Origin of the sequence: Thermogemmatispora onikobensis (assembly GCF_001748285.1) — a bacterium.
GTDB lineage: Bacteria > Chloroflexota > Ktedonobacteria > Ktedonobacterales > Ktedonobacteraceae > Thermogemmatispora > Thermogemmatispora onikobensis.
Map to the genome: position 1 here is coordinate 1 of NZ_BDGT01000005.1, position 22,415 is coordinate 22,415.

General features: G+C 61.3%; 18 protein-coding genes. 4 read left to right on the forward strand and 14 right to left on the reverse strand.

Features of this window, described 5'->3' with window-relative positions; translation table 11 throughout:
• Positions 1-161: 161 nt before the first annotated feature.
• From queG to BGC09_RS03310, 3 genes are read right to left on the reverse strand one after another with little or no spacing between them, the layout of a single operon-like run.
• Positions 162-1,454 carry a tRNA epoxyqueuosine(34) reductase QueG gene (queG, locus tag BGC09_RS03300; RefSeq protein WP_069802081.1) on the reverse strand — a complete coding sequence of 431 codons (1,293 nt, stop codon included), beginning with the start codon at positions 1,452-1,454 and terminating at the stop codon, positions 162-164.
• Between the two features lie 39 nt (positions 1,455-1,493).
• Positions 1,494-2,456: an ABC transporter permease gene (locus BGC09_RS03305; RefSeq protein WP_069802083.1), complete on the reverse strand. Its 963-nt coding sequence runs from the start codon at positions 2,454-2,456 to the stop codon at positions 1,494-1,496.
• A gap of 28 nt (positions 2,457-2,484) precedes the next feature.
• Positions 2,485-3,618: an ABC transporter ATP-binding protein gene (locus BGC09_RS03310; protein ID WP_069802085.1), complete on the reverse strand. Its 1,134-nt coding sequence runs from the start codon at positions 3,616-3,618 to the stop codon at positions 2,485-2,487.
• Between the two features lie 431 nt (positions 3,619-4,049).
• Between BGC09_RS03310 and BGC09_RS03315 the strand changes: the two genes are divergently transcribed.
• Positions 4,050-5,018, forward strand: coding sequence for a hypothetical protein (locus tag BGC09_RS03315; RefSeq protein WP_069802087.1), 969 nt, complete (start codon positions 4,050-4,052; stop codon positions 5,016-5,018).
• A 486-nt stretch (positions 5,019-5,504) separates the two neighbouring features.
• Entirely contained in the window at positions 5,505-6,584 is a 1,080-nt protein-coding gene (locus BGC09_RS03320) for an Rv0361 family membrane protein (protein WP_069802089.1), read from the forward strand.
• A 105-nt stretch (positions 6,585-6,689) separates the two neighbouring features.
• Here the strand turns inward: BGC09_RS03320 and hutU are convergent, their stop codons facing one another.
• From hutU to BGC09_RS03355, 7 genes are all read right to left on the reverse strand, one after another.
• Positions 6,690-8,402 carry a urocanate hydratase gene (gene hutU / locus BGC09_RS03325; protein ID WP_069802091.1) on the reverse strand — a complete coding sequence of 571 codons (1,713 nt, stop codon included), beginning with the start codon at positions 8,400-8,402 and terminating at the stop codon, positions 6,690-6,692.
• A gap of 271 nt (positions 8,403-8,673) precedes the next feature.
• Positions 8,674-9,591: a hypothetical protein gene (locus BGC09_RS03330; protein WP_069802093.1), complete on the reverse strand. Its 918-nt coding sequence runs from the start codon at positions 9,589-9,591 to the stop codon at positions 8,674-8,676.
• A 151-nt stretch (positions 9,592-9,742) separates the two neighbouring features.
• On the reverse strand, positions 9,743-10,639 hold the full coding sequence (locus BGC09_RS03335) for a hypothetical protein (protein ID WP_069802095.1): 897 nt from the start codon (positions 10,637-10,639) through the stop codon (positions 9,743-9,745).
• 244 nt (positions 10,640-10,883) lie between these two features.
• Entirely contained in the window at positions 10,884-11,810 is a 927-nt protein-coding gene (locus BGC09_RS22710; protein WP_176728826.1) for a hypothetical protein, read from the reverse strand.
• Between the two features lie 350 nt (positions 11,811-12,160).
• Positions 12,161-12,595 carry an RNase A-like domain-containing protein gene (locus tag BGC09_RS23440; RefSeq protein WP_369695667.1) on the reverse strand — a complete coding sequence of 145 codons (435 nt, stop codon included), beginning with the start codon at positions 12,593-12,595 and terminating at the stop codon, positions 12,161-12,163.
• Between the two features lie 261 nt (positions 12,596-12,856).
• Positions 12,857-13,747, reverse strand: a complete 891-nt coding sequence (locus tag BGC09_RS03350; protein ID WP_069802101.1) for a hypothetical protein — start codon at positions 13,745-13,747, stop codon at positions 12,857-12,859.
• A gap of 151 nt (positions 13,748-13,898) precedes the next feature.
• A complete protein-coding gene (locus BGC09_RS03355) occupies positions 13,899-14,792 on the reverse strand; it encodes a hypothetical protein (RefSeq protein ID WP_069802102.1) in 894 nt (297 codons plus the stop codon).
• 500 nt (positions 14,793-15,292) lie between these two features.
• On the opposite strand from BGC09_RS03355, the gene BGC09_RS22720 reads away from it, so the two are divergent.
• Positions 15,293-15,451: a hypothetical protein gene (locus tag BGC09_RS22720; RefSeq protein WP_176728828.1), complete on the forward strand. Its 159-nt coding sequence runs from the start codon at positions 15,293-15,295 to the stop codon at positions 15,449-15,451.
• Between the two features lie 1,126 nt (positions 15,452-16,577).
• On the opposite strand, the gene BGC09_RS03370 is transcribed toward BGC09_RS22720, so the two are convergent.
• The 4 genes from BGC09_RS03370 to BGC09_RS03385 form a co-directional block, all read right to left on the reverse strand.
• Positions 16,578-17,495, reverse strand: coding sequence for a hypothetical protein (locus BGC09_RS03370; protein ID WP_141727612.1), 918 nt, complete (start codon positions 17,493-17,495; stop codon positions 16,578-16,580).
• Positions 17,496-17,745: 250 nt separating this feature from the next.
• Positions 17,746-18,639 carry a hypothetical protein gene (locus BGC09_RS03375; RefSeq protein WP_069802110.1) on the reverse strand — a complete coding sequence of 298 codons (894 nt, stop codon included), beginning with the start codon at positions 18,637-18,639 and terminating at the stop codon, positions 17,746-17,748.
• Positions 18,640-18,647: 8 nt separating this feature from the next.
• Positions 18,648-19,472 (reverse strand): deaminase, encoded by an 825-nt coding sequence (locus BGC09_RS03380; RefSeq protein ID WP_141727613.1) that lies wholly within the window; start codon positions 19,470-19,472, stop codon positions 18,648-18,650.
• Positions 19,473-20,110: 638 nt separating this feature from the next.
• Positions 20,111-20,755 carry a hypothetical protein gene (locus tag BGC09_RS03385; RefSeq protein WP_141727614.1) on the reverse strand — a complete coding sequence of 215 codons (645 nt, stop codon included), beginning with the start codon at positions 20,753-20,755 and terminating at the stop codon, positions 20,111-20,113.
• A 292-nt stretch (positions 20,756-21,047) separates the two neighbouring features.
• Between BGC09_RS03385 and BGC09_RS03390 the strand changes: the two genes are divergently transcribed.
• Positions 21,048-22,262, forward strand: coding sequence for a M20 family metallopeptidase (locus BGC09_RS03390; RefSeq protein WP_069802117.1), 1,215 nt, complete (start codon positions 21,048-21,050; stop codon positions 22,260-22,262).
• The last annotated feature ends 153 nt before the right edge of the window (positions 22,263-22,415 follow it).

Genomic DNA, 22,415 nt, shown 5'->3' on the forward strand with positions numbered 1-22,415 from the left:
TTCCTATCCACTGCATGGCACGACGTTCTTAGTCGGTCGGATGCTGCCAATCGGCGTGTGGCTGCTGTCTGCTCTCTCTCGGCAAAATTGAGGCAAGTGTCGCGCGATTAGTTGTCTCTCATTGCCCGTTAGTGGGCTTTGCTCTCCAGGCAAAGGCGTGATCAACGCCTTTTTTTATTGCTCTCATCCTCCTCTTCATTCCGGCTGCCCATCATAGCCAGCGCCTGGAGGATCTCTTGACGAACCTCTGGGTCGCCTTCTTGCTCAAGCCGCGCTGTCAGTGCCTGCCGCGCCTCTTCTCCTCCGAGACATCCCAGCGCCCAGGCCGCATGCCCACGTACAAGGGCTTCTGTGTCGCTGAGGGCGTGAATCAGAGCCGGTATGGCTCGCTGATCGCCAAGGTTCCCGAGAGCCACGCAGACGTTGCGCAGCAAGCCGCGTCGTTTGGCTCTCCAGATGGGGGTGTGGCGAAAGCGGGTGCGGAACTCTTCTTCGCTGAGGGCAAGCAGCGGGATTAGCTCAGGCGCACCGCCGACCTGGGGCCGCGGACGGAACTCGTCGCGTCTTCTCAGCCAGATCTGCGGTCGCTGCCCGGACCTCGTCACCTCTGCCTCTGTTCTTCGGTCTTCCGCCTGCATCCCCGTTGGTCCGATCTGGCGCAGGCCGAGACGCTTCTCCACGACGTGATTGACGGGGCAGACCTCCTGACAGATGTCGCAGCCGAAGATCAGGTTCCCCATGAGGGGACGTAGCTCTCGCGGGATGCTGCCGCGTAGCTCGATGGTGAGGTAAGAGATGCAACGCCGGTTGTCCAGCACGTAGGGAGCGGGCAGCGCTCCAGTAGGACAGGCGTACAGGCAGCGCTCGCACTTGCCACAGTTGGCTTGCAGTGGCTCGTCTGCTGGGAGCGGCAAATTTGTCACTATCTCAGCGAGGAAGACCCAGGAACCCCAGCCACGTGTCAGAATGGTCGTGTTTTTGCCGTACCAGCCGATGCCTGCCCGCTGAGCGACGGCGCGGTCAACCATACGCCCGGTGTCCACGAAGAGCCGGGCCTCTAGCTCCGGCCCGCCCTCGCGGCGCGCGTATTCTCGCAGCCAGTCGGCAAATTGCTTCAGCTTGGGCTTGATGACCTCATGATAGTCTGCACCCCAGGCGTAGCGCGAGATGCGACCTCGTGGCTGATCATCCTGTGGCTCCTCCGGCTCTTCGCTCAGATAACACATGGCCAGGGCGATGATCGAGCGGGCCTCCGGCAGAAGGGCGTCGGGATGGCAGGAGACTTCTGCTCGTTCACTGGTGAACCAGGGCAGGCCCTCCATGAGGCCCGCGGCAATACGCTCCTTGATGACTCGCTCGGTCTCAGGGAAAGCTTCAGCCCCTGTGATACGGATGAGGTCAAAGCCCAATTCATAGCCGTATGCTTTGATCGGGGCGGCGTCGAGCACGTTCATAACCGGGTCTCGGTTTCGTTTCTGTCACGATCAGTTCAGTCAGTTGGTGATATCTCGCCGGTGGTTCAACCAGCCTGCAATGCCCAACAGGAGTACAATGTAGGCGAGCAGCACGGTAAGAGCTTCTGCGTCGGGAAGCGTAGAGATGCTACTGCTCCCAAAGATATAGTATCCTTGATGGGCCATCAAGGTTGCCAGATTGTTGCCGATCAAATAGTCGGGAAGGGCACGCAGGAACGTGCTGACCGGTCCTTGCACCAGCTCGCTGCTCAGCTGACAGACCTGCCCAATGATAGGCTCCAGTAGATACCAGACAATGCCTCCCCCAATGCCCGCCGCACTGGAGCGGCCCAGGATACCGAAGAAAAGAGCTATAACAGCAAAGATGAACCAGTTGACGATGGCCAGCAGTAGAAAAAGAAAGGTGTGGAACAACCAGCCGGCTGTGAGAAAAGGACCTGGCTCAGGCGCTTGTCTGAGGAGACTGAGCAGGTAGCCAATCACCAGGCCGCTGAGACTCAGGCCGCTGATACCCAGGATGCAACAGACGAGGATGGCTCCCACCTTGGCCAGGAGAAACTGTGTGCGTGTAGGCCCCCGGGTGAAGAGCAGGCGAATCGTTCCCTGAGTGTACTCCCCTCCGGCGGCACTCCCTGCAAGAATAATAATCAGGATAGTAAAAGGTGTAAGAGCGGTCTGGACAGCAATATTAAGGGAGGTAGGAGGCAGAAGCAGCCTGACTACCTGGCCGCTATGGTCCCCTGTCGAGAAGAGAAAGAGGGCGAAGAAAACCAGGAGAGTAGTGAGCAGAGCAATCAGGGCTGAGATCCGTGTAAGCGGGCGTCGACGGAGCTTGTAGAGTTCCATCGCGGTCAGACGCAACAAAACGCTCAGGTAGTCGCGTCGGCCTAAGAGAACCGAAGTGGAGGCAAAGCCATCGCCTGCGCCTGGCTGCTGGCTCTCTTGCACTGGAGTAGAAGGACTGGCGTCTATTCGATGCATAGACTCTGCTTCTCCTTGCTCCTTTCGTTTACTGGCGCTTGCCTTCGCCCGGCATGGTCCTTCCACTTCCAGGTGGAACAGGAGCAGGAAGACCACCGAGGGCGGAGGCCGAAGCCCCGTGGAACTGAGCAGCTGCCGTGAGTTCTAGGAACGCTTCTTCAAGGCTGCCTTCATGGGGATGGATCTCTGCCGCGAAGAGATCCCGGCGAGCCAGTAAGGCATTGATCTCGGCAGAACGCTCTGCGGGCGCCTCCACACGGAGCATTGACGCTGCCTCTTCTCTGGCCCTGGCCTCGCTCGCTTTCCCTGGCGCTGGTGGCTGCTCGCTGGGACCGGCCCCCGTCGCTGCGACGACGGCCTTGATCCAGGTGGCCCCGCGCTCGCGTGCTTCCTGCAAGACTTGCAGGGCCGCCTGGGCCTCGGCGACGCTGTTCATACGGATCAGAATGTGCTCGCTCTGGCGTAGGAGAGCGGCGACGTCCCCTTGCTTGATGAGATTGCCCCGGTGCAGAATGGCTACGCGGTTACAGACCTGCTGAACTTCGTGTAAAATGTGGCTGGAGAGAAAGATGGTCTTGCCTTGCTGGGCGAGGCGCACGATGAGCTGGCGAATCTCAACCATGCCAACGGGGTCCAATCCGTTGGTTGGTTCATCCAGAAGGATTAACTCGGGATCAGTCAGGAGGGCTGCGGCGATGCCGAGCCGCTGTTTCATTCCCAGCGAGTATTTCTGATAGGCGAGCCCGGCCTGGGCACGCAGCTCGACCAGTTCGAGGACCTCTTCGATGCGCCTGTCGTTGAGAGGGTGCCGGGCCATGTCCGAGGCCGCGGCGAGAATGCGCAGGTTGTCTCTTCCAGAGAGATAGGGATAGAAGATGGGTGTTTCAACGACAGCGCCGATTCGTCGCAGGATGCGCGGCAGCTGATATTGGTTGTCCATGCCAAAGATAAAGGCGCGCCCCGCTGTGGGACGGATCAGCCCCAAGAGCATGCGGATGGTAGTGGTCTTCCCCGAGCCGTTGGGGCCGAGGAAGCCAAAAACGTCGCCTCGCATCACGCGCAGATTCAGGTCATTGACTGCCACGAGGTTGCCAAAGGCTTTGGTTAGCCTGCTGGTGCTGATGATGGTGGCATCTTCTCCAGTGAGAATGAGGTCGTTCACGCTTTGCTCCTTGTGGCGTACTCGCCGCTGAGGGCAAGTTGTGCCAAAAAGGCTGGATACTTCAGCCTGCGGCGCGCTTGCTGTCTCTTTAGTATGCCCTGTTTGCCCTGTACTGGCAAGTAGCCTGCAGGTAGCCTGAGCAGGTCTGCTGCCGCCCTTCCCTGTTGCACCAGAGAAGGCTACCCTTCTGGCTCTTGCCCTTGACAGTCTGGTTGCTGGCTGACTGAGAGCAGGGTGAGACGAAAGGAAGGAAGGAAGGAAGAGAGGCGCTGATGTGGTCTGTTGATCCTGACGATGGACGGCGCTCAGGTCTGCACACCGGCTCCAATGGTCATAGAGCCGATGGTGCTCCTGAGCCGCCGTGGCCTCTCACTGCCAGAAAGTTGAGTTGGTCATCCCCAGCGCCAGCAGCAGGCGGAGGACCTCGGCGGGTGAGTCGGCGACTGCTCCTGGTTGTCCTGGTTGCAAGTCTGCTGCTGGCACTGGCCGCCGGAGCGGCCTGGTACGCGCTCCGTTCGACTCCAGAAAAGTCATTAGCTGCCTTTTGCGCTGCTCTGAGCCAGGGAGATCCTCGCTCGGCCTATCGCTACCTGGATTCGGCTTTGCAGCGTCAGACTCCTTTGCTGGTCTTCACTGGCTTGTTGGGAAAGACCCAAGACTGTAGCTATGAGGCCCTTCAGGTGCAAGGGGCGACGGCAACGGCACTGCTACGGCTCACCAGCGCTGGTCAGCGACAGACGCAGCAGGTCAGTCTGAGCGAAGAGGGGGGAAGCTGGCTGCTTAGCAAGGACGAGGTCCTTACAGCGCTGCCACGCTCGCTCGATGCCTTTTGTTCAACATTGGGGGCCGGCAAAGCTGAGGCTGCCTATGCACAGTTGACTCCGCTTTTTCAACGCCATGTTTCTCTTGGGCTTTTTCGCCTGCTTGTGGATGGGGCTACCTCCTGCTCCTCGCAGATTGAGGCGGTGACTCCCGCGCAGGCCAGGGCTCTGGTCGTGGTGCGCTACCAGGCTGAGGCCCAGCCGGAGCAGAGCACGGCCCTGCTGGTACCTGCGACGGGCAGTTGGTTGGTCGATGCGCTGTCATCCTTGTCGACGCCAACACGCTCCCTCTTGAGTTTTTGCAAGGCGCTGCAACAGGGCGCGTATAGCACTGCCTACGAGCTGCTCAGCCTGGACTTCCAAACCCATTTTGGTGGCCTGCGCCAGTTTGTCAACGTTGTTGATCCTGTGGTCAAGAGCAATGGGGGGATCAAAAGTTGCACGGTGGGGGCGACTCAGAAGAAAGGTGATCGCTTCATTGTGACTGGGATCATTACTTATGCCAATGGGAAAACAGAGACCGATCATGATGAGCTGGTGCTAGAAGCCGATATCTGGCGCCTCAATGCGCTGACCTGAGCGCCTTGGCTCCTCTGGCTGCGAGGCTGTGCTGCGTCCGCCCTCCCGCTCTCCTTGAAGAAAAATGCACGCTTGCTGCGTTTTTTGGAAAGGGTGAGTTGGACTGGCCTGGGCCAGGCAAGACGGAAGGTTCTCGTCAGCCTGTAGCGACGAAGAATGGGTTGCCAGTACACTACGAGTCGATAGTTTGGCTCTGCCAGTGCTCCGGCTACTTTCTTGTGTGATGTGAGCGAGCGAGCGAAGCTAGCAAAGGAAAAGAGTGGTTGGCCGTGAGAGAGGCAATCACGGGCTAGCTCAGAGCAAGTTCGTAGATGTCAGATCGAAGCTGCACCGGCTCTGCTTGCGTGGTAGTCAATGAATGGTAACGTTGCAAGACAGGAAGGTCCGGGTTCAGTGCGACCAGGGGTTCTAAGCAGGTGAATGGAATGGTCCTAAGCAGGCAAGCAGGAAGGAAGTAGACACCGATAAGGAAAAAGGAGTTTTCTTGTGGAAGCGAGCTTGAACGGCCCTCAAGGACGTGTTGCCCTGGGGCCGGGCGTGACGACTGTGGGGCGTGCGCCCGATAATCAGATTCGTTTGAACGATCAGCAGGTTTCGTCACACCACGCGGAATTTCGGGCTGAGGATGGAGGGTACAGCCTGGTTGACCGAGGCAGTACCAATGGCACCTTTGTGAATGATCAGCGTCTGACCAGTCAGGTTCCCCGGCGTCTTAACTCAGGTGATCGCATTCGTTTTGGAGAGACAATCTTTACCTATGAGATCGCTGGGGGTGGAGACCAGGCAGAAGAACGCACAGTAGTGGCTGGCTCACCTGATCAGTTCTTGCCTTCTTCGGGAGCGCCCTCCTATCCTCCGTCAGCATATCAGTCGTCCCCTGCTGCTGCCTCGCCCATGCAGGGCCAGGGGTATAGCCAGCAGGGAGGGTGGCCAGCTCAGCCCTATGGAGCGCCCCCTAATCAAGGCTATGGTCAGCAGCCACCGGCAGGCCCGCCGGGCTACCCCGTACAGCCGGCACCCTATGGTCCTCCTCCCCAGGGGGCGCCATCCTTCCCCGGTCAGGCCCCAGGCTATCCGCAGTTCCCACCGCAGCCGCAACCACCGGTGCGGCGCGGCGGACGCGCAGGTTGCCTGATCGCCAGTCTCCTGGTGTTGGTGCTTTTGTTGCTTGTTTTAGTTGTAGTACTCTTTAATCCTCTCAACTTTCCTGGCCCTCTCGGATTGCTTGCTTCCTCTCCTCAGAAGACGTTTGACACCTTCTGCAGTGCTCTGAAGAATGGTGACTATCACACAGCCTACGGTCAATTCTCATCTAACCTCCAGGCGAGTGAAAGTGAGCAGCAGTTTACGAGGGCCTTTCAGACAATTACGACGGTGGTGGGGCCGGTGACCACCTGTTCGGCCACTGATTTCCAGCAAAATGGGGACCATGCCACTGCGCAGGTAACGCTGGGTTTCCAACGAAGTTCGCGCGCGGCGACGGGCACAGTAAACTTTGTGCGTGAGAATGGAACGTGGAAGATCGATCGGGCGCCGCAGACGAACAGCAATCAGGTACAGACCTGATTGAGGCCGAGGCTGGGCACCAGACAGGCTGGGATCTCTCTTGGGGGGGACCCCAGCCTGATTTTATTATGGTCGGCGATGGGAGGCTCCTGGAATGATGTCATGTTATGATGCGGATGAGGGGGGTGACATAGGCAGCTTCAGGCCCCACTGGCGAGCGCAGTCTAGAGCCTCCTCGTAGCCAGCGTCGACGTGGCGAACGACGCCGATGCCAGGGTCATTCGTCAGCACCCGTTCCAGGCGGCGGGCCGCTTCGGGGGTACCGTCGGCGACGATCACCTGGCCGGCGTGGAGTGAGTAGCCAATGCCAACGCCGCCGCCGTGGTGGAAAGAGACCCAGGTAGCGCCCGAGGCCGTATTGAGGAGGGCATTGAGAATGGGCCAGTCAGCGATAGCATCGCTGCCGTCTTTCATGCCTTCGGTCTCGCGATAGGGAGACGCGACTGATCCGCTGTCAAGATGGTCACGTCCGATGACGATAGGGGCCTTGATCAGGCCGCGTGCGACCAGCTCATTGAAGGCCAGGCCAGCTTTGGCGCGTTCGCCGTAGCCGAGCCAGCAGATGCGGGCGGGCAGGCCCTGGAAGCGGATTTTCTCGCGGGCGAGGGTGAGCCAGCGGCGCAAAGCCTGGTCTTCGGGAAAGAGTTCTAGAATGGCTTCATCGGTGCGATAGATATCCTCGGGGTCGCCGGAGAGGGCCACCCAGCGGAAAGGTCCCTTGCCCCGGCAGAAGAGAGGTCGAATGAAAGCAGAGACGAAGCCGGGAAAGTCCATAGCATGTGGCTCGCCTGCTGCCAGGGCCTGGCCGCGCAGGTTGTTGCCGTAGTCGAAGACAATGGCCCCGCGTCGTTGCATTTCAAGCATGGCGCGCACCTGGCTGACGAGCGATTGGCGGGCGCGCTCAATATATGCCTGGGGATCGCGCTGACGCAGGTCATGGGCTTCGTCCACTGAGAGGCCAGCGGGGATGTAGCCATTCAGGAGGTCATGGGCGGCGGTCTGGTCGGTGACCAGGTCGGGAATGATGTTGCGGCGGACCAGCTCGCTGTAGACCTCAGCGGCGTTGCCGATGAGACCGATTGAGAGCGGCTGGCCATTGCTGCAGGCTTCGCGAATCTGGGCCAGGGCCTCATCAAGGGTGCTGGCCATCTCATCACAGTAACCGGTTTGGAGGCGCCGCTGAATGCGCTGCGGATCAACCTCGACGGCCAGGCAGACGCCTTCATTCATGGTGATGGCCAGCGGCTGGGCGCCGCCCATGCCTCCGAGGCCGGCTGTGAGTACGAATTTCCTTTTGAGGGTGCCTCCGAAATGCTGACGTGCGGCCTCGGCGAAGGTCTCGTAGGTGCCCTGGACGATGCCCTGAGAACCGATATAGATCCAGGAGCCGGCGGTCATCTGGCCGTACATGGTTAGTCCCAGGGCTTCGAGGCGGCGAAATTCGTCCCAGGTGGCCCAGTGGGGGACGAGATTGGCGTTAGCGATGAGGACGCGCGGCGCGTCGCGCTGGGTGCGGAAGATGCCGACGGGCTTGCCTGACTGGACAAGGAGGGTTTCGTCATCTTCCAGCTCTTTGAGGGCGCGGACAATGGCATCGAAGGCTTCCCAAGAGCGGGCGGCGCGTCCCGAGCCTCCGTAGACGACCAGGTCGTCGGGCCGCTCAGCTACCTCGGGATCGAGGTTATTCATGAGCATGCGCATGGCTGCCTCTTGCTGCCAGCCTTTGCAGGAGAGCTGCGTGCCTCGCGGGGCGCGGACGGTGCGCGGTCCACTGGTGCCTGGCTGCCTTGCCGGGCCTGAATGCTCGTGCTGCGACATGCTGTACTTCTTCCTTTCCAGGTTGGGTTGATCAGTTGCTGTCGGTGTTGAGTTAGGGCAGGGTTGTCTGCTGCTTGTGGGCGGATTGTTGCCTGCTTATGTTATACAATCTCCCTCTGGCCGGTGGAAGGTGGGAGAGTGCCGGGGATGCCCTGCCGCCTGACGAGGGGGGCCTGGGCCAGGGAGGGAGCAGGCCCCCAGTGGGGCAGTGGACGGTGGTGCTGAGGGCCTGCGGGATAGGGCGGCAGGAAGAGGGGTGCAGCCCTTGGCGTTAGTTAGCTAGAGAAGGGTTGGGTTGGCCATCGAGGAGCCAGTGGACATCACGGGGAATAGTCTGGGTGTGATAGAAGTGCTGGAGGATGCGCCAGGCGAGCGGCTGCTGGACGGCCGTGCGTGCGGGGGAGCTGGTAGGGGGCTGGCTGCAGACTTCGATGTCGGGGCCAGCGAGAGAGGGATCGAAGGCGAGGAGGGAGGTGACAGGGAAGTGCTGGTTGTGGGGGAAGAAGAAGACGGCGTAGCGTTGCTGGAAGCCGCCGAGGACGGCGAGGGTGCCGCGGTCAGGGAGGGTGAGGAAGACGTGGGTGACGATTTGGCCGTCAAGGAAGCTCAGCGTGGTTAGCAGGGTGTGCCAGTTTGGTGCGAGGGAGAGGTCGGAGGTATCAGGAGACAGCTCGAGCAGGGTGGGGGTGTGAGCGAGGTCAGGTCGTGGGGAGGGGGGCACAGGCAGGGTGTGAGGGGGAGGGTCGGTTTCGAGTGTCCAGCCTAAGTCTGGCTGGTGGGGCAGGGAGCGGTAGAGCTCGCCGTGCACGAGGAAGTGGCGGGCGATGGGGACAAGGAGGGGCCAGGACAAAGTGGCGTAGGCAGGGGAGAGGAGGGGGGGCTGCAGGCAAAGGGGCAGGTCCGGGCCGGTCTGGTGGAGGTGTATAGCCTGCAGGGAGCGGGTAGGGATGAGGGGGGCCGGAGCGGGCCTGGTGGGGCTGGGGTCGAAGAGGACGAGGTAGCGCTGGGAGTGGCCGCCGCGGATGGTGAGAGACTGCTGCTGAGGACTGGTGAGGGAGAGCCAGCAGCTGCGAGGGCTTTGGCCGTCGAGGGAGAAGAAGGCGTCGGCGATCTGGGACCAGGAAGGGTCAAGGATCGCGACCTGGTCTTGGGAGCCGAGAGCGAGCCGCCAGGGATGGAGCGCAGTCATGGGTACAAACAACCTCCTTTGGTGTCGGTCAGGTGCACATGAGCGAAGAAGCAGGGCGAGCCAGGAGAGGGGAGCAGCAGCGATGAGGAAGAGGAGGAGAAGGGCTGCTCCCCTGCTCCCGAGCGTCATCAAGGTGTCTGCGCCAGCGTGTTTAAAAGGAGAGCCAGTGAACATCGCGGGGAATGGTCAGGGTCTGGTAGAAGTGCTGGAGGATGCGCCAGGCGAGCGGCCGCCGGATGGCAGTGCGCGAGGGGAACTCGACATAGACCTGGATGCGCAGTTCGACGTCGGGGCCGGCCAGGGAGGGGTCCATGGCCTGCAGCCAGAAAACTGGTTCGGGCTGACCCTGGGGGAAGAGGAAGACGACGTAGCGTTGCTGGAGGCCGCCGAGGACGGCGAGGGTGCCGCGGTCGGGGCGGGAGAAGAAGGCGTGGGTGAGGGAGTGGCCGTCGAGGCAGAAGAGGGCGGTTTCCAGGTCGGACCAGTCGGGGGAGGGAAAGGACTGGGAGGAGGAGGTCGGACCGAGGACGAGGAGGGAGGGAGAGGAGGCGTGGGGGGAGTCAGCCGGCGGAGCAGGGGGAACAGGCAAGAAAGCCGGAGCGGGTTCAGTCTCGATCTCCCAGTAGCCGTGGAGAGAGCCTTTCTCAAAGAAGGAGCGGGCGAGCTGGGAGAGGAGGGGCCAGGAGAGGACGGCGTAAGCGGGGGAGGAGACTGGGGGCTGCAGGCAGAGGGGCAGGTCGGAAGCGGTCTGGTACAGATCGACGGCCTGGAGGTAGCGAGTAGGAAAGCGGGTAGAAGTGAGGCGGGCCGCAGTGTGAGGAGCCACCCAGGCGGGTACAGGCTCGAAGAAGACGAGGAAGCGCTGGGAGTTGCCGCCGCCGAAATGAAGGGAGCCATAACTGGGGCAGGTGAGAATGAGCAGGTCGCGGCGGACGCTCGTGCCGTCGAGGGAGAAGAAGGCGTCGGTGATTTGGGACCAGGAGGGGTCAAGGAGCTCTTCAGGGTCTTCGGAGCCGAGGAAGAGCAGCCAGGAAAGGGACGAGGTCATAGCAGTGATCAACCTCCTTGTGTTGTGTGTGGGTGAGGTGTAGCTCAACGGAGAAAGATGACCGTCGCAGCACAGGGAGACGTATCTGTCCCTGTGGCTGAGAAGGTGCAGCGCATCTGGGAGAATCTTCCGACGGGGGGAGGGAGAAGCGGTAGCGGGTGGTGGGGTGAACCGTCCTGGCTGGGGGTAAGAGTGAGAGCCAGGACGGTCTGGCAGCAGAGGGAGGGAGGGAGGAGGAAGGGGGTCAGGAGGGGAAGACCTCGACGAGGGAGAGGGAGCCGTTGGAGTCGGTGGCGAGGAGGATGAGGCGGGGGGAGCCGTCGGGGTCGGTGAGGGCGAGGGAGGGAAGAACCTCTGGGTTGGGGAAGGGAGGGCGCAGGTGGGGGAGAGGGGGGGAGTCGAGGAGGAGCTGGTTGGGAGAGGCGAGCAGAGACCAGAAGTGAGCGGGGGGAGGGCAGAAGGGGAGGGGGAGGAAGGAGCGAGCAGGGAGAAGAAGGAGGAAGGGTCGGCGGGGAAGGAGGCGAGGAGGAGCCAGGAGGAAGGAGAGGGCAGCGAAGTAGGTGGGGGAGCCATTGGGATCGGAAGGGCCGGGGGCGAGGGCGAGGGAAGGGAGGTAGTGGTCGATGAAATCGTCGGAGGGAAAGGAGAGGGAGCGGATGGGCAGGGAGAGGTGGTCGGGCCAGAAGGAGGAGAGGAGCTGGCCGGAGGAGAGGGAGAAAGTTTCCAGGCCGAGGCGCCAGAGGCCGGGGCCGCGGCGTTCGAGGCTGGCGGGACCAGGCTCCAGGAAGCGGCGGATGCCAGCGCTCAGCAGCAAGTCAGGGGGGAGGTGGAGCACGGAGACGTCATCGAAGAGGGCGAGCGTGAGCAGCTGAGGAGGGCGTTGGGGCTGCTCGGGGTTCCACTGCAGCAGGAAGAGCGTGGCATCGGCGATCTCGTCTTCTGGGAACTGGAGGAAGACCAGGGAGACTTGCTCCGGCTGGCAAAGCAGCTGGAGCGGTCTTTTTTCTTCGAAAAAGGTATAGGTGCTGCGGCCAACCAACCAGGAGTCGAGGTCGCGCCAGGAAGGGGCAAAGGCAGCAGCCCGGGCCGCATCGGGGTCGGGGTAAGCTTCGAATGAGGGGTAGCCGAAGAGGTAGAGAGAAAGGGAGTGGCGAGGAGTGGAGGCGAGCAACCAGCCCTGGTACTGAGGGGCAGGGTGCAGGAGGACAGAGGAGGATAAGGCTGGCCTAAAGTGAAGAGGAAGGAATTGCAGTCTCGAATTGGGTGGGACTGCTCGTGGGCTGGTAAGGATGCCAAGAGAACAAGATAGAGAAGTGGGGTCAGGGGGAAAGGTTGTGCCCCTGGCGGCTTAATTTCTGGGGCAGCCAGGAAGAAACCAACGTGACCATTGGGGGCAGCTGCCAGAGGAGAGAGCAAGGGACGGTCTTGGGCCTGAGTGGGAAGGCGGTGAACGGTGTGAGAGAGCATCACAGGCACCTCCTGAATGGTAGAGCTACATTAGATTGCACATTTAGCAGGATACTAGGGTCTCCGAGTTGGGAAAGCTGTCAAGATAAAGCTCGACCTATCGGGACGGGTAACAAGGACTACTTCGACATCGGATGTTTCGTAGCGGGAGTGATCTGCCGAATAGACGTAGCCGATCCTTTCTGGACAAGTAGCTCTATAGGTAGTCCTTATTGTACCACCAGGGCCCAGGCGAGGGGGGTCTGCAGTACCATGATCAAGGGCATACTGGACAGCCTCCTTGGCGGTTTGGAGGGAAGAGAAGGGGCTGGCATCTCCTCTGCGGGTTCTGGCCCGTTGGCGGACCTGATCCTGAGTCATGTTGACATGGCGAGAGAGGGTATGGCCACCCTGCTGCTCATCCCAGGTGAGGTCATGGCGAGCTGCTGGGGCGGTGGTTGCGCCTGATCGGTGGACTGAGCGGATTGATCTGAGTCTGGCGACGGAGATGCGCCAGTCTCATCCGACCCCTGGCCCTCAGAAGCCAGGCTGCCCGTCCTCAGCGGGTGGCTGTCCCTGGCCCGAACCCTCTCTGCCGTCGGGAGAAGTAGTTGCAAAGAGGCTGTTTTCCTTGCTCCCAAGGTGATGCTGCTGCTTGCCAGGGCGGCAGGAGAAGACAGTGCATCTATGGAGGGGCACGAGGAGCGCAGAGAGGGCAATGAGAGCATTTCGCCGAAGCCTGCAGGGAAACGGCTCCTTGTTTCAGTGGGATCAGAAGACCTCGAGGAGCCAGTGGACATCACGGGGGATGGTTAGGGTGTGATAGAAGTGCTGGAGGATGTGCCAGGCGAGGGGTTGGCGGACGGCGAGGCGTGACGGGAACTCTGCGGGGGTCTGGATGCACAGCTCGACCTCGGGGCCGGTCAGGGAGGGGTCGATAGCCTGCAGAGAGACGACTGGGAAGTGCTGGTCGTGAGGGAAGAGGAAGACGACGTAGCGTTGCTGGAGGCCGCCGAGGACGGCGAGGGTGCCGCGGTCGGGGTGGGAAAAGAAGGCGTGGGTGAGGGAGTGGCCGTCGAGGCAGAAGAGGGCGGTTTCCAGGTCGGACCAGTTGGGGAGAGGGAAGGAGTCGGAGGAGGAGGGACCGAGGACGAGGAGGGAGGGAGAGGAAGCGTGAGGGGAGGGGACGAGAGAGGAAGGGGGAACAGGAAGGAAGGCAGGGGTAGGCTGGGTCTCAATCTCCCAGCGCAGCCCGCTGCCGACGTAGAGCTGGCCGTCCTGGAAGAAGCGACGGGCGATCTGGGAGAGGAGGGGCCAGGAGAGGGCGGTGTAGGAGGGGGAGAAGAGGGGGGGCTGCAGGCAGAGGGGCAGGTCGGGGCCAGCCTGATCCAGATGCACGGCCTGCAGATAGCGGGTAGGAAGGGGTAAAGGGTCAGCATCCCAGGAACCAGATAGTAGGTAGAAGACGAGGAAGCGCAGGGAGTTGCCGCCGCAGATGATCAGCGACTGCTGCTGAGGACTGATGAGGGAGAGCCAGTCGCGATGGCGGCACTGGCCGTCGAGGGAGTGGAAGGCGTCGGCGATCTGGGACCAGGAAGGGTCAAGGATCGCGACCTGGTCTTGGGAGCCGAGAGCGAGCCGCCAGGGATGGAGCGCAGTCATGGGTACAAACAACCTCCTTTGGTGTCGGTCAGGTGCACATGAGCGAAGAAGCAGGGCGAGCCAGGAGAGGGGAGCAGCAGCGATGAGGAAGAGGAGGAGAAGGGCTGCTCCCCTGCTCCTGAGCGTCATCAAGGTGTCTGCGCCAGCGTGTTTAAAAGGAGAGCCAGTGAACATCGCGGGGAATGGTCAGGGTCTGGTAGAAGTGCTGGAGGATGTGCCAGGCGAGCGGCCGCCGGACGGCAATGCGCGAGGGGAACTCGACATAGACCTGGATGCACAGTTCGACGTCGGGGCCGGCCAGGGAGGGGTCCATGGCCTGCAGCAACAAACCTGGTCCGGGCTGACCGTGGGGGAAGAAGAAGAGGGCGTAGTGTTGCTGGAGGCCGCCGAGGACGGCGAGGGTGCCGCGGTCGGGGTGGGAGAAGAAGGCGTGGGTGAGGGAGTGGCCGTCGAGGCAGAAGAGGGCGGTTTCCAGGTCGGACCAGTCGGGGGAGGGAAAGGACTGGGAGGAGGAGGGACCGAGGACGAGGAGGGAGGGAGAGGAGGCGTGGGGGGAGTCAGCCGGCGGAGCAGGGGGAACAGGCAAGAAAGCCGGAGCGGGTTCAGTCTCGATCTCCCAGTAGCCGTGGAGAGAGCCTTTCTCAAAGAAGGAGCGGGCGAGCTGGGAGAGGAGGGGCCAGGAGAGGACGGCGTAAGCGGGGGAGGAGACTGGGGGCTGCAGGCAGAGGGGCAGGTCGGAAGCGGTCTGGTACAGATCGACGGCCTGGAGGTAGCGAGTAGGAAAGCGAGTAGAAGTGAGGCGGGCCGCAGTGTGAGGAGCCACCCAGGCGGGTACAGGCTCGAAGGAGACGAGGAAGCGCTGGGAGTTGCCGCCGCCGAAAGAAAGGGAGCCATAACTGGGGCAGGTGAGAATGAGCAGGTCGCGGCGGACGCACTGGCCGTCGAGGGAGAAGAAGGCGTCGGTGATTTGGGACCAGGAGGGGTCAAGGAGCTCTTCAGGGTCTTCGGAGCCGAGGAAGAGCAGCCAGGAAAGGGACGAGGTCATAACAGTGATCAACCTCCTTGTGTTGTGTGTGGGTGAGGTGTAGCTCGACAGAGAGAGATGACCGTCGCAGCACAGGGAGACGTATTTGTCCCTGTGGCTGAGAAGGTGCAGCGCATCTGGGAGAATCTTCCGACGGGGGGAGGGAGAAGCGGTAGCGGGTGGTGGGAGGTGAACCGTCCTGGCTGGAGGTGAGGATGAGAGCCAGGACGGTCTGGCAGCAGAGGGAGGGAGGGAGGAGGAAGGGGGTCAGGAGGGGAAGACCTCGACGAGGGAGAGGGAGCCGTCGGGGTAGGTGAGGGCGAGGGAGGGAAGAACCTCTGGGTTGGGGAAGGGAGGGCGCAGGTGGGAGAGAGGGAAGGAGTCGAGGAGGAGCCAGGAGGAAGGAGAGGGGAGCCAGCGCCAGAGGTGCCAGGAGTCGAGGGAGGGGAAAGCGCCGAGCCAGGGGAGGGAGGAGAGCCAGAAGAGGGAGCCTGCAGGGGGAGGGAGAGGGAAGGGAGGTAGTGGTCGATGAAATCGTCGGAGGGGAAGGAGAGGGAGCGGATGGGCAGGGAGAGGTGGTCGGGCCAGAAGGAGGAGAGGAGCTGGCCGGAGGAGAGGGAGAAGGTTTCCAGGCCGAGGCGCCAGAGGCCGGGGCCGCGACGCAGAGTGCTGGGTGGTGAGGTCACCTCTAAGGAGCGTTGGCAGAGAGCAAGAAGAACCTGGTGCTGGCGAGGCAAAGCGCAGACTTGATCGCAGAAGGTCTGGCGGCGCAGGAGCATCTCATCGGTGGGATAGGACTGCTTCCAGCGGCAGAAGAAGAGAGGGTCGTCAGAGATCTCATCTACAGATCCTTCCTGCTCGAGGAAGAGGAGCAAGCTTTCCTCCTGATGAGTCCAGAATTCAAGGGGAAAGCGGGGGCCTCTTTGGGGAAAGTCATGGCCGATTGACCAGAGAGGAAGCCAGCGTTCTTGTGAGGGAAACCTACGGTAGAAGGATAGCTGTTGTTCACTACCTAGCAGCAGCAGCCATTCCTGAAGAGAAGGGGAGTAAGTAAGGAGGAGATCCGAGGTGGCGCGAGGGGGAAGGATTGTACCCTGCCAGAGGTGCAGGCGTCCTGGTTGAGAAGGAGTGGAAAGAGAGAGTTCCCCGAGCTGGAAGCTGGAGTTTTCTGCAGGACTGGTTGTAGCTTCAGCGGCGGGGAGGAGGGCGACGCCGACGCGATTCTCTGGACCATCTGTCAGCGCCGCGATCAGTGGCTGTGATAGGGGCCTGTCAGTCAGAGGGTGACGAGTGACGGTCAGCATGAAGATCCTCCTTGTGGCCGATTAGAAGATGTTAGAAGATGTAAGAACGCCTGGCTCTGCTCAGGGTATATGCTCCATCGCACTCTACAGGAGAGGGTAGGGGTAGGCTGTCAAGATAGAGGTTGTACCATCGGGAGCAGTTTCTATGACGATGAGAAGTGCATTGGTTTCACTACGCACGAACGTACTTGTTTGCCAGTCATAGGTGTAGACATAGCCGACATTCTCGGGAAAGGTGCCTGAGTAGACCACTCGTCTCTGAGCCAGGCTGTCTGTCCTCAGTGGGTGGTCAGTGCAGGGAGGTCGGGGCCGTTGAGGGGAAGGAACCGAGGAAGTCGGCGAGAGGAGCCGTGGCGAGAGGAACCGGAAGTTGGGGGACAGGTTCGAGCTGAGAAAGGAGAGGGGAGCGAGGGCAGGGAGGGAGCAGGCCCCCAGCGAGGGCAGCCGGAGGTGATGCTGAGGGCCTGCGGGGTAGGGCGGCAGAGGGGTGCAGCCCTTGGCGTTAGTTAGCTAGAGAAGGGTTGGGTTGGCCATCGAGGAGCCAGTGGACATCACGGGGAATAGTCTGGGTGTGATAGAAGTGCTGGAGGATGCGCCAGGCGAGCGGCTGCTGGACGGCCGTGCGTGCGGGGGAGCTGGTAGGGGGCTGGCTGCAGACTTCGATGTCGGGGCCAGCGAGAGAGGGATCGAAGGCGAGGAGGGTTTCTACAGGGAAGTGCTGGTTGTGGGGGAAGAAGAAGACGGCGTAGCGTTGCTGGAAGCCGCCGAGGACGGCGAGAGTGCCGCGGTTGGCGCGAGAGAAGAAGGCATGGGTGAGCGTCTGGCCGTCAAGGTGGCATAGAGCGGTACTCAACTCGAACCAGTCTGGTTCGAGGAAGGGTTGGGAAACGCTGGGGCCCAGCAGGAAGAGGGTGGAGGGAGAAGACCAATCGGGCTGTGGGGGAGGGAGTGTGGGGAGAGAGGAGGGAGGAGGATCGGTCTGGAGGGACCAGGCGATCTGAGGGTGCTGTGGGGAGTGAAGGAGGAGCAGGCCGGTCTGCCAGAAGTGGCGAACGAGGTGAAGGAGGGGAGACCAGGGGAGGGTGGCGTAGGAGGGGGAGAGGAGAGGAGGCTGCAAGCAGAGGGGCAGGTCGGGACCGGACTGAAAGAGGTAGAGGGCCTGAAGGGAGCGGGTGGGGAACGGGTGGGCCAGAGCGGGCTTGGGAGGGCGAGGGTGGAAGAGGACGAGGAAGCGCAGGGAGTGGCCGCCGCAGATGATCAGCGACTGCTGCTGAGGACTGGTGAGGGAGAGCCAGCAGCTGCGAGGGCTTTGGCCGTCGAGGGAGTGGAAGGCGTCGCTGATCTGGGACCAGGAGGGATCGGTGAGCACCTCCTCGGCTGGGGAGCCGAGGGAGAGCAGCCAGGACATGAACGATGTCATGGGAGCAAGCCACCTCCTTTGGAATTGATAAGCTGCTTGGCAAGGAAGCAGCAGCCTGATCCAATGGATACTACAAGGAGTGATGAAGACGGGGGAGGGAGTAGGATAGGTAGGAGGCTGTCTGTGTACCAGCCCCCATAGGAGGGCAGGGGGGATGAGACCCCGGCAGGATAGCAGGGGGTGGGAGGGAGCGCCAGCGTGCTAGGCTGGGCTGAGCGAGGTGAAGGCAGCAGGAAGGCTGCCTCCTGTCTCACTGGGGTGTAACACCGAGGAGCCAGTGGACATCACGGGGGATGGTTAGAGTGTGATAGAAGTGCTGGAGGATGTGCCAGGCGAGGGGTTGGCGGATGGCGAGGCGTGACGGGAAGGCAGCGGGGGTCTGGATGCACAGCTCGACTTCGGGACCGGTCAGGGAGGGATCCATGGCCTGCAGGGAGAGAACCGGGAAGCGCTGGTCGTGGGGGAAGAAGAAGAGGGCGTAGCGTTGCTGGAGGCCGCCGACGATGGCGAGGGTGCCGCGGCTGGGGCGGGAAAAGAAGGCGTGGGTGAGGGAGTGGCCGTCGAGGCAGAAGAGGGCGGTTTCCAGGTCGGACCAGTCGGGGGAGGGAAAGGACTGGGAGGAGGAGGGACCGAGGACGAGGAGGGAGGGAGAGGAGGCGTGAGAGGAGGCGACGAGGGAGGAGGGGGGAACAGGAAGGAAAGGGGGGGCCGGTTCGGTCTCGATCTCCCACTTGTGGTAGAGCTGGCCTTTCTCGACGAAGGAGCGGACGGATTGGATGAGGCGGGGCCAGGAGAGGGCGGTGTAGGAGGGGGAGAAGAAGGGGGGCTGCAGGCAGAGGGGCAGGTCGGGGCCAGCCTGGTCCAGATCGACGGCCTGCAGATAGCGGGTAGGGACAAAGCGGGCCGTAGCGAAGGAGGCAAGCCATTCGGGTCCCAGCTCGAAGAAGACGAGGAAGCGCAGGGAGTTGCCGCCGCAGATATGGAGAGTGCCGTAGCTGGGGCAGCAGAGAATGAGGGCGTCGCGGCGCCTGCACTGGCCGTCGAGGGAGTGGAAGGCGTCGGCGATCTGGGACCAGGAGGGGTCAGAGATCTCCTCTTCGGCTTGGGAGCCGAGAAAGAGCAGCCAGGAAAGGGGCGAGGTCATAGCAGTGATCAACCTCCTTGTGTGCTCTTGACATGCAAATCTCCATATAAGAAAGAAAGTATAGGAATAAGTATTATTACGAACGGCAGAATAGTCCGGTGATCAAGGGAACCATCATCGCGAAGAAAGAAGACTTCAAGCTTGTCAAGGCCGAGGATGCGTATAGCCGATCTTAGTCCGCCCTTGCAGTACCCGCAAGGTTCACGATCGACCCACAGTTCAGCAATTCCCCCAGTCAGCCCGTTGGCTTTTCTGTAGCGCAGAAGATCGTTCAGCGCGTCTAACTCTGCATGGCTAGGACTAATGGCATTTATCCTTGCCCCTTGCTTTGGGTCCAACTCAGGTTCACGTGCATTTTTCCCATTTATACCCCAAAAGTCCTCACCGTGAGCGAAGACGACGGCGAGGGTCTGGCCATCATCTGGGTTGCGGCTCCAGGGACCTAATCCCAGCTCTTGCCTCATCTGGTTGAACGTTTGCTTAAGACGAGCAAGTAGCGTCTGATTTGATCCCTGGGCCGCGCCAGAGGCAGATTGATTGGAGCCAAGCTGGGAAGGCTGGTCTGAGCCTGGCAGTAGGGAGACGCCAGACTCATCGGATGCCTGGCCCTCAGAACCAGGCTGTCCGTCCTCAGCGGGTGGCTGTCCCTGGCCCGCCCCCTCTCCGCCATCAGCAGACGTGAGCGCCCTTAGTCCGTCATTCATTCTATCATGCTCGTCCTCCTCCTCGCCAGTGCTGCAGAAGCCGAGATCTTTCATGGCTTCCTCCAGCTGCTCGCTCTGGCTGGAGAAGAGAGCGGCCAGCAGCGCCTCGGCATTTGAGGCCTCCTCCATTGCCCCCTCTAAGCCTTGCTCAATCGGGTCAGCGCTTGCGGAGGAGGACGAGGAGAAAGACGACGAGGGCTCGATGAGCGGAGAGCGCAAAGCTTGCTGCTGAGCCATCTCCTGCTCGAGCTGCTGCAGTAGCTCGTAGCGTCGGATAGCGGGCACGGCCTGATCGATATGATCAGCAACGGTCTGGCAGGAGCTGATGAGCACCTGCAGGCCGTTGGAGACGTGCCGATGATCGCCTCGCGCCTGAGCCCAGGCCTGTCGAAATGCCTGAGTTGCCTGGCCTGCCCAGCGCTGCTGGCCCGATTGTAATCCGTCAACTACCCCCTGCAACCCCTGCATATATTGATCAATGATCTGCTTGGTAGTGCTGCATTGGCCGGCCAGCTTACGCAAGGAATCTGCAAATTGTTCAAGATCATCAGCTTTGCCCATGTGCCTTCTCTCATGAGCATGCGCTAGCAACACGCACCGTCTGTCTGCCTACCAAGGCTGAGGCTGCAGGGAGTCGGAAAGCCGCTCAGCTCCAGCGACGATTGCAATGCGGGAAAAGCCTGCCGACTCGCATAGGACAGTCAGGGGCGGCCAGGAAACTGCCAGATAGCGATTCTTACTCCTGACCGCCGGCTAGCAACTATCTATCAGGGTTCCTCCTCAGAAGAAGGGAGCTGAAAGCTGATGCCCGGTCCGATTTGCCATCCCGATCCTTCGGGCTCTGGCTGGGGCTGCGGCTGCGACTGCCAGCTACGCCGAGGTATGCCTCCAGAGTTGGGAGCAAACGAGGATGGCGATAGAGAACCAGTCTGCAAACCAGGATTCTGCTGCTTCAGTTGAAGTGAAGGACTGTTCTGCTCGGTGTGGGCAATATTCTCCTGAGCAATGGCCGTGAAAATCGACTCTGGCGCCAAGATTGGATCTGGCTCAAAGCTACCAGTGGTGGGTGTCTGGAGGAGATTGGTCGTCACTGTTTGCGGGGAGATAGATCCGGTTGGCCATCTCTCCTGATCGGTGGTCAGACCAGGATACTCCTGCCCCAGCATCAGACCTCTTATCTGCGGCCTGAAAACAGCGCCGTTCGGCTCGAAATCTGGCTCAAAACCAGGGAAAGCCACCTCTGCAAACCGCTGCTGGAGCTGCAGATCCAGCCCCTCAAAGATCAAGCCTGTCAGGCCCAGGTTGAAGCCTATGCGCTGAAGAGCCTGAATCTGACATTCCATAGAGATCTGTAGAGCCTGCCCAAACTGCTGCATATCAAGAGCATAGCGGAGGAGCTCGGCAGCGAGCATTGAGTCATTAACCATCCATTGTAGCGTTGTTTGCAGTGTCTGACTTAAATCTGAGATCTGCTTCGCTGTCATATGAAAGGGGTGAGAGGCGCTCTGCAAGCTTAGTGAGGCACAGTACGTTCGGCTCTTCCTTCACTGGCAGGATGGCCGCGAGATAGACTGAGGGCCTATGATAGAGCGATGTGTCACAGATGAAAGACAAATGTCCTCCAAACCCTTGACAAGAGGTCACATCTCATCTATCCTCTCGTTCAATTACAAGAAACAAGCCCAGGCTCGTGGGGAGGCAGTCATGGATTTGCACACACTTGCCCGAAGCGTTGAAGACTATGTCCGCCAGCGACTGGCGCGCTATATTGATGAGCTGAGCACCCTCTGCGCTTTTGAAACCTTCACCTTTCATAAAGCTGGCATTGATCAAGCGACGGAGTGGCTTGCTGCCCGTCTGCAAGCCCTTAGCATGGAAGTCACCATTGTCGAGCGCCAGGAATGGGGGAATGATCTGCTGGCCAGGTTACGCGGTCAGAGCGATCGTGACGATGTGGTAGTTCTCCTGGCCCACAGCGACACCGTCTATCCCGTGGGCACCGCTGCCGCACGTCCCCTGCGCCGCGAAGGCAACCGCCTCTACGCCCCCGGCGTCTGCGACATGAAAGGCTGCATCCTGGCCGCGCTCTACGCCCTCGAAGCCCTGCAAGCGCTCAACTACCGGCCCTTTGGCGAGCTGCGTTTCCTCTGCGTCTCCGACGAAGAAATCAACGTTCGCCACTGCGACGACCTCATGGAGCAGGTCTTGCGCGATGCCCACCGTGCTCTGGTCCTGGAAGCTGCCCGTGCCAATGGAGCCATCGTCAGCGCACGCAAAGGCAACGCTGGCTACACCCTGCGCGCCTATGGCAGAGCCGCCCACGCCGGTGTCGAACCCGAAAAAGGCCGCAACGCCATTATTGAACTGGCCCATCAGGTCCTCCAATTTGCCGGCCTCTCCGGCTGGCGCGAGGGCCTCACCATCACCCCTGGCCTCATCAGCGGCGGCAGCGCCACCAATGTCGTTCCCGACTACGCCGAAGCGCGTTTCGACCTGCGTTTCCTGCACCTGGAAGATAAAGAGGCCACCGAAGAGCGCTGGCTGGGCCTGCTCCAGCAGCAGCGCGTTCCCGGCGTACGCCTAGAGCTAGAAGAAGATCCCCATCTCAAGCATCCCCTGGTCTGCACTCCTGCTGCGCACCGCCTGGCAGAACAGGCCCGGGCTATTGCCGCCATGCTCGGTTTCTCGTTGGAGCATGTCCTGACAGGCGGCGCCTCCGACGCCAGCTACGCCGCCCTCTACGGAGTGCCCGCACTCGACGGTCTTGGTCCCATCGGTGGCAACGACCACAGCCCCGATGAATACCTGGTGTTGGACAGCGTTCCGCCGCGTGCCGCCCTTCTGGCTGGTCTCATCGCCTCACCGCTGCCTGCCGAGGCCGGCCTTGAAGAAGCCACTATCATCCATCACACGCACTAACTGCAGCCAACAGTCAAGGAAGAGGAAGCCGAAAGGCGACAGCACCAGGCTCAGAGCCAGAGCAGCCCGGCAGCAGCTTTAGCAACGGTAACGTAGCCGCTCAATCCAGGCAAGTTCAAGCAGCCTGACAGCCAGGCTCTGGCCCCTTTGCGC